This is a genomic window from Bacillus sp. FJAT-50079 (genome assembly GCF_018343515.1).
In the GTDB taxonomy this organism is placed as follows: domain Bacteria; phylum Bacillota; class Bacilli; order Bacillales; family Bacillaceae_C; genus Lederbergia.
In genome coordinates this window covers 1-5,887 of record NZ_JAGYPD010000014.1, presented here as the reverse complement: position 1 = coordinate 5,887, position 5,887 = coordinate 1, and the positions used below count along the sequence as shown (strand labels likewise).

Here is a 5,887-nt window from a genome sequence, read left to right as displayed (position 1 = left end):
TTTTTGTTGGCCTAGCTGCCAACAATATTCCTTAGAAAGGAGGTGATCCAGCCGCACCTTCCGATACGGCTACCTTGTTACGACTTCACCCCAATCATCTGTCCCACCTTCGGCGGCTGGCTCCCAAAAGGGTTACCCCACCGACTTCGGGTGTTACAAACTCTCGTGGTGTGACGGGCGGTGTGTACAAGACCCGGGAACGTATTCACCGTGGCATGCTGATCCACGATTACTAGCGATTCCGGCTTCATGCAGGCGAGTTGCAGCCTGCAATCCGAACTGAGAATGGTTTTATGGGATTGGCTAAACCTCGCGGTCTTGCAGCCCTTTGTACCATCCATTGTAGCACGTGTGTAGCCCAGGTCATAAGGGGCATGATGATTTGACGTCATCCCCACCTTCCTCCGGTTTGTCACCGGCAGTCACCTTAGAGTGCCCAACTAAATGCTGGCAACTAAGATCAAGGGTTGCGCTCGTTGCGGGACTTAACCCAACATCTCACGACACGAGCTGACGACAACCATGCACCACCTGTCACTCTGTCCCCCGAAGGGGAACGCCTTATCTCTAAGGTTGTCAGAGGATGTCAAGACCTGGTAAGGTTCTTCGCGTTGCTTCGAATTAAACCACATGCTCCACCGCTTGTGCGGGTCCCCGTCAATTCCTTTGAGTTTCAGCCTTGCGGCCGTACTCCCCAGGCGGAGTGCTTAATGCGTTTGCTGCAGCACTAAAGGGCGGAAACCCTCTAACACTTAGCACTCATCGTTTACGGCGTGGACTACCAGGGTATCTAATCCTGTTCGCTCCCCACGCTTTCGCGCCTCAGCGTCAGTTACAGACCAAAGAGCCGCCTTCGCCACTGGTGTTCCTCCACATCTCTACGCATTTCACCGCTACACGTGGAATTCCGCTCTTCTCTTCTGCACTCAAGTCTCCCAGTTTCCAATGACCCTCCACGGTTGAGCCGTGGGCTTTCACATCAGACTTAAGAGACCGCCTGCGCGCGCTTTACGCCCAATAATTCCGGACAACGCTTGCCACCTACGTATTACCGCGGCTGCTGGCACGTAGTTAGCCGTGGCTTTCTGGTCAGGTACCGTCAAGGTACCGGCAGTTACTCCGATACTTGTTCTTCCCTGATAACAGAGTTTTACGATCCGAAGACCTTCATCACTCACGCGGCGTTGCTCCGTCAGACTTTCGTCCATTGCGGAAGATTCCCTACTGCTGCCTCCCGTAGGAGTCTGGGCCGTGTCTCAGTCCCAGTGTGGCCGATCACCCTCTCAGGTCGGCTACGCATCGTTGCCTTGGTGAGCCGTTACCTCACCAACTAGCTAATGCGCCGCGGGCCCATCTGTAAGTGACAGCCGAAGCCGCCTTTCAACCTTTCCCCATGCGAGGAAAGAAATTATCCGGTATTAGCTCCGGTTTCCCGAAGTTATCCCAGTCTTACAGGCAGGTTGCCCACGTGTTACTCACCCGTCCGCCGCTAACTTCAGGGAGCAAGCTCCCATCCATTCGCTCGACTTGCATGTATTAGGCACGCCGCCAGCGTTCGTCCTGAGCCAGGATCAAACTCTCATAAAAGAAGTTTGTTAGCTCATAAGCTGGCAATGGTTAAAACCATTGTTTAAAAATTATCTTGACGTTCGTTTCGTTCAGTTTTCAAAGATCAAACTTATTTGTCGTCTTCTTAAGGCGACTTTCCTAGTTTAACAACTCTTCGAAGAGTTGTCAATAGTTTTTTAAAAAAATGGTGGAGCCTAGCGGGATCGAACCGCTGACCTCCTGCGTGCAAGGCAGGCGCTCTCCCAGCTGAGCTAAGGCCCCGTATTAGAATGGTCGGGAAGACAGGATTCGAACCTGCGACCCCTTGGTCCCAAACCAAGTGCTCTACCAAGCTGAGCTACTTCCCGTTCCAAATATAAGAAACTAAAAATATTAATACTAAGTTTCCATTTTATTTTAAAAATGGCGCGCCCGACAGGAGTCGAACCCATAGCCTTCTGATCCGTAGTCAGACGCTCTATCCAATTGAGCTACGGGCGCAAATAAAATGGTGCCGAGGACCGGAATCGAACCGGTACGGTAGTCACCTACCGCAGGATTTTAAGTCCTGTGCGTCTGCCAGTTCCGCCACCCCGGCAACAAATCAAATAATTTTTGGAGCGGAAGACGGGGTTCGAACCCGCGACCCCCACCTTGGCAAGGTGGTGTTCTACCACTGAACTACTTCCGCATTTTGATTAGGTTGTTTTGACTTCCGTGCTTGCCACAGGATATGACAATTCTTAACAGAAGACCATTTATTTTTAAAGTGCGGGTGAAGGGAGTCGAACCCCCACGCCTTACGGCACTAGATCCTAAGTCTAGCGTGTCTGCCAGTTCCACCACACCCGCAATATAAAATGGTGAGCCATGCAGGATTCGAACCTGCGACCCTCTGATTAAAAGTCAGATGCTCTACCGACTGAGCTAATGGCTCGTACAAATGGTGCCGGCCAGAGGACTTGAACCCCCAACCTACTGATTACAAGTCAGTTGCTCTACCAATTGAGCTAGGCCGGCATATTCATATGGTGGAGGATGACGGGATCGAACCGCCGACCCTCTGCTTGTAAGGCAGATGCTCTCCCAGCTGAGCTAATCCTCCAAAGTATAAGGACGTACAAGTTATCCCACTTGTCATCCTAAAACTTTATATGTATGCCTGGCAACGTCCTACTCTTGCAGGGGGAAACCCCCAACTACCATCGGCGCTGAAGAGCTTAACTGCCGTGTTCGAGATGGGAACGGGTGTGACCTCTTCGCTATCGCCACCAGACTTATACAGGATGTACTGGCTTCTGTGTTGCTCACAGGACGTGAGCGATCTTAACAGAAGATCCTTTTCTGCTTGAGAAAATGTTCGTTCTCTCAAAACTAGATAAATGAGAAGGTAAACCATGTAATAAATTGATTAAGTCCTCGATCGATTAGTATCCGTCAGCTCCATGTGTCACCACACTTCCACACCGGACCTATCAACCTGATCATCTTTCAGGGATCTTACTAGCTTGCGCTATGGGAAATCTCATCTTGAGGGGGGCTTCATGCTTAGATGCTTTCAGCACTTATCCCGTCCGCACATAGCTACCCAGCGATGCTCCTGGCGGAACAACTGGTACACCAGCGGTGCGTCCATCCCGGTCCTCTCGTACTAAGGACAGCTCCTCTCAAATTTCCTGCGCCCACGACGGATAGGGACCGAACTGTCTCACGACGTTCTGAACCCAGCTCGCGTACCGCTTTAATGGGCGAACAGCCCAACCCTTGGGACCGACTACAGCCCCAGGATGCGATGAGCCGACATCGAGGTGCCAAACCTCCCCGTCGATGTGAACTCTTGGGGGAGATAAGCCTGTTATCCCCGGGGTAGCTTTTATCCGTTGAGCGATGGCCCTTCCATGCGGAACCACCGGATCACTAAGCCCGACTTTCGTCCCTGCTCGACTTGTAGGTCTCGCAGTCAAGCTCCCTTGTGCCTTTACACTCTGCGAATGATTTCCAACCATTCTGAGGGAACCTTTGGGCGCCTCCGTTACATTTTAGGAGGCGACCGCCCCAGTCAAACTGCCTGCCAGACACTGTCTCCCAGCCGGATCACGGCTGCGGGTTAGAATGTCAATACAGCAAGGGTAGTATCCCACCAATGCCTCCACCGAAGCTGGCGCTCCGGTTTCCAAGGCTCCTACCTATCCTGTACAAGCTGCACCAACATTCAATATCAGGCTGCAGTAAAGCTCCACGGGGTCTTTCCGTCCTGTCGCGGGTAACCTGCATCTTCACAGGTACTATAATTTCACCGAGTCTCTCGTTGAGACAGTGCCCAGATCGTTGCGCCTTTCGTGCGGGTCGGAACTTACCCGACAAGGAATTTCGCTACCTTAGGACCGTTATAGTTACGGCCGCCGTTTACTGGGGCTTCAATTCGCACCTTCGACCGAAGTCTAAGCGCTCCTCTTAACCTTCCAGCACCGGGCAGGCGTCAGCCCCTATACTTCGCCTTACGGCTTCGCAGAGACCTGTGTTTTTGCTAAACAGTCGCCTGGGCCTATTCACTGCGGCTTCCGCAAGCTTTCACTCGCGGGAGCACCCCTTCTCCCGAAGTTACGGGGTCATTTTGCCGAGTTCCTTAACGAGAGTTCTCTCGATCACCTTAGGATTCTCTCCTCGCCTACCTGTGTCGGTTTGCGGTACGGGCACCCATTTCCTCGCTAGAGGCTTTTCTTGGCAGTGTGGAATCAGGAACTTCGGTACTATATTTCCCTCGCCATCACAGTTCAGCCTTAGGAGTAAGGATTTGCCTCACTCCCAGCCTACCTGCTTGGACGCGCTAATCCAGCAGCGCGCTTACCCTATCCTCCTGCGTCCCCCCATTACTCAAACGGAAATTAGGTGGTACAGGAATATCAACCTGTTGTCCATCGCCTACGCCTTTCGGCCTCGGCTTAGGCCCCGACTAACCCTGAGCGGACGAGCCTTCCTCAGGAAACCTTAGGCATTCGGTGGAAGGGATTCTCACCCTTCTTTCGCTACTCATACCGGCATTCTCACTTCTAAGCGCTCCACCAGTCCTTACGATCTGGCTTCACAGCCCTTAGAACGCTCTCCTACCATTGACACCAGAAGGTGTCAATCCGCAGCTTCGGTGATACGTTTAGCCCCGGTACATTTTCGGCGCAGAGTCACTCGACCAGTGAGCTATTACGCACTCTTTAAATGGTGGCTGCTTCTAAGCCAACATCCTGGTTGTCTAAGCAACTCCACATCCTTTTCCACTTAACGTATACTTTGGGACCTTAGCTGGCGGTCTGGGTTGTTTCCCTCTCGACTACGGATCTTATCACTCGCAGTCTGACTCCCAAGGACAAGTAATTGGCATTCGGAGTTTGTCTGAATTCGGTAACCCGATGAGGGCCCCTAGTCCAAACAGTGCTCTACCTCCAACACTCTTACCTTGAGGCTAGCCCTAAAGCTATTTCGGAGAGAACCAGCTATCTCCAGGTTCGATTGGAATTTCACCGCTACCCACACCTCATCCCCGCACTTTTCAACGTACGTGGGTTCGGGCCTCCAGTAAGTGTTACCTTACCTTCACCCTGGACATGGGTAGATCACCTGGTTTCGGGTCTGCGACCTCATACTTATTCGCCCTATTCAGACTCGCTTTCGCTGCGGCTCCGTCTCTTCAACTTAACCTTGCATGAAATCGCAACTCGCCGGTTCATTCTACAAAAGGCACGCCATCACACATGAATGTGCTCTGACTACTTGTAGGCACACGGTTTCAGGATCTTTTTCACTCCCCTTCCGGGGTGCTTTTCACCTTTCCCTCACGGTACTGGTTCACTATCGGTCACTAGGGAGTATTTAGCCTTGGGAGATGGTCCTCCCTGCTTCCGACGGGATTTCACGTGTCCCGCCGTACTCAGGATCCACTCTGGAGGGAACGAAGTTTCGAATACAGGGCTGTTACCTTCTCTGGCGGGTCTTTCCAGACCGCTTCATCTACTTCGTTCCTTTGTAACTCCGTGTAGAGTGTCCTACAACCCCAAGAGGCAAGCCTCTTGGTTTGGGCTCTTCCCGTTTCGCTCGCCGCTACTTAGGGAATCGATGTTTCTTTCTCTTCCTCCGGGTACTTAGATGTTTCAGTTCCCCGGGTCTGCCTTCCATTTCCTATGTATTCAGAAATGGATACTACTCCATTACGAGCAGTGGGTTTCCCCATTCGGAAATCTCCGGATCAACGCTTGCTTACAGCTCCCCGAAGCATATCGGTGTTAGTCCCGTCCTTCATCGGCTCCTAGTGCCAAGGCATCCGCCGTGCGCCCTTATTAACTTAATC

The 5,887-nt window shown here is 52.2% G+C and carries 9 tRNA genes and 3 rRNA genes; all 12 read right to left on the bottom strand.

Annotation, left to right across the window (positions count from 1 at the left end):
- Positions 1-35: 35 nt before the first annotated feature.
- Positions 36-1,587, bottom strand: a 16S ribosomal RNA gene (locus tag KHA95_RS22725).
- A gap of 167 nt (positions 1,588-1,754) precedes the next feature.
- A tRNA-Ala gene (locus KHA95_RS22720) sits at positions 1,755-1,830 on the bottom strand.
- A 9-nt stretch (positions 1,831-1,839) separates the two neighbouring features.
- Positions 1,840-1,916: transfer RNA gene (locus KHA95_RS22715), tRNA-Pro, on the bottom strand.
- 56 nt (positions 1,917-1,972) lie between these two features.
- Positions 1,973-2,049: transfer RNA gene (locus KHA95_RS22710), tRNA-Arg, on the bottom strand.
- 8 nt (positions 2,050-2,057) lie between these two features.
- Positions 2,058-2,146: transfer RNA gene (locus KHA95_RS22705), tRNA-Leu, on the bottom strand.
- 18 nt (positions 2,147-2,164) lie between these two features.
- Positions 2,165-2,239: transfer RNA gene (locus tag KHA95_RS22700), tRNA-Gly, on the bottom strand.
- Between the two features lie 79 nt (positions 2,240-2,318).
- Positions 2,319-2,400: transfer RNA gene (locus KHA95_RS22695), tRNA-Leu, on the bottom strand.
- A 9-nt stretch (positions 2,401-2,409) separates the two neighbouring features.
- Positions 2,410-2,485 (bottom strand) — tRNA-Lys (locus tag KHA95_RS22690).
- Between the two features lie 7 nt (positions 2,486-2,492).
- A tRNA-Thr gene (locus KHA95_RS22685) sits at positions 2,493-2,568 on the bottom strand.
- Between the two features lie 9 nt (positions 2,569-2,577).
- Positions 2,578-2,653: transfer RNA gene (locus KHA95_RS22680), tRNA-Val, on the bottom strand.
- A gap of 55 nt (positions 2,654-2,708) precedes the next feature.
- Positions 2,709-2,824, bottom strand: a 5S ribosomal RNA gene (gene rrf / locus KHA95_RS22675).
- Between the two features lie 131 nt (positions 2,825-2,955).
- Positions 2,956-5,887 (bottom strand): 23S ribosomal RNA (locus tag KHA95_RS22670).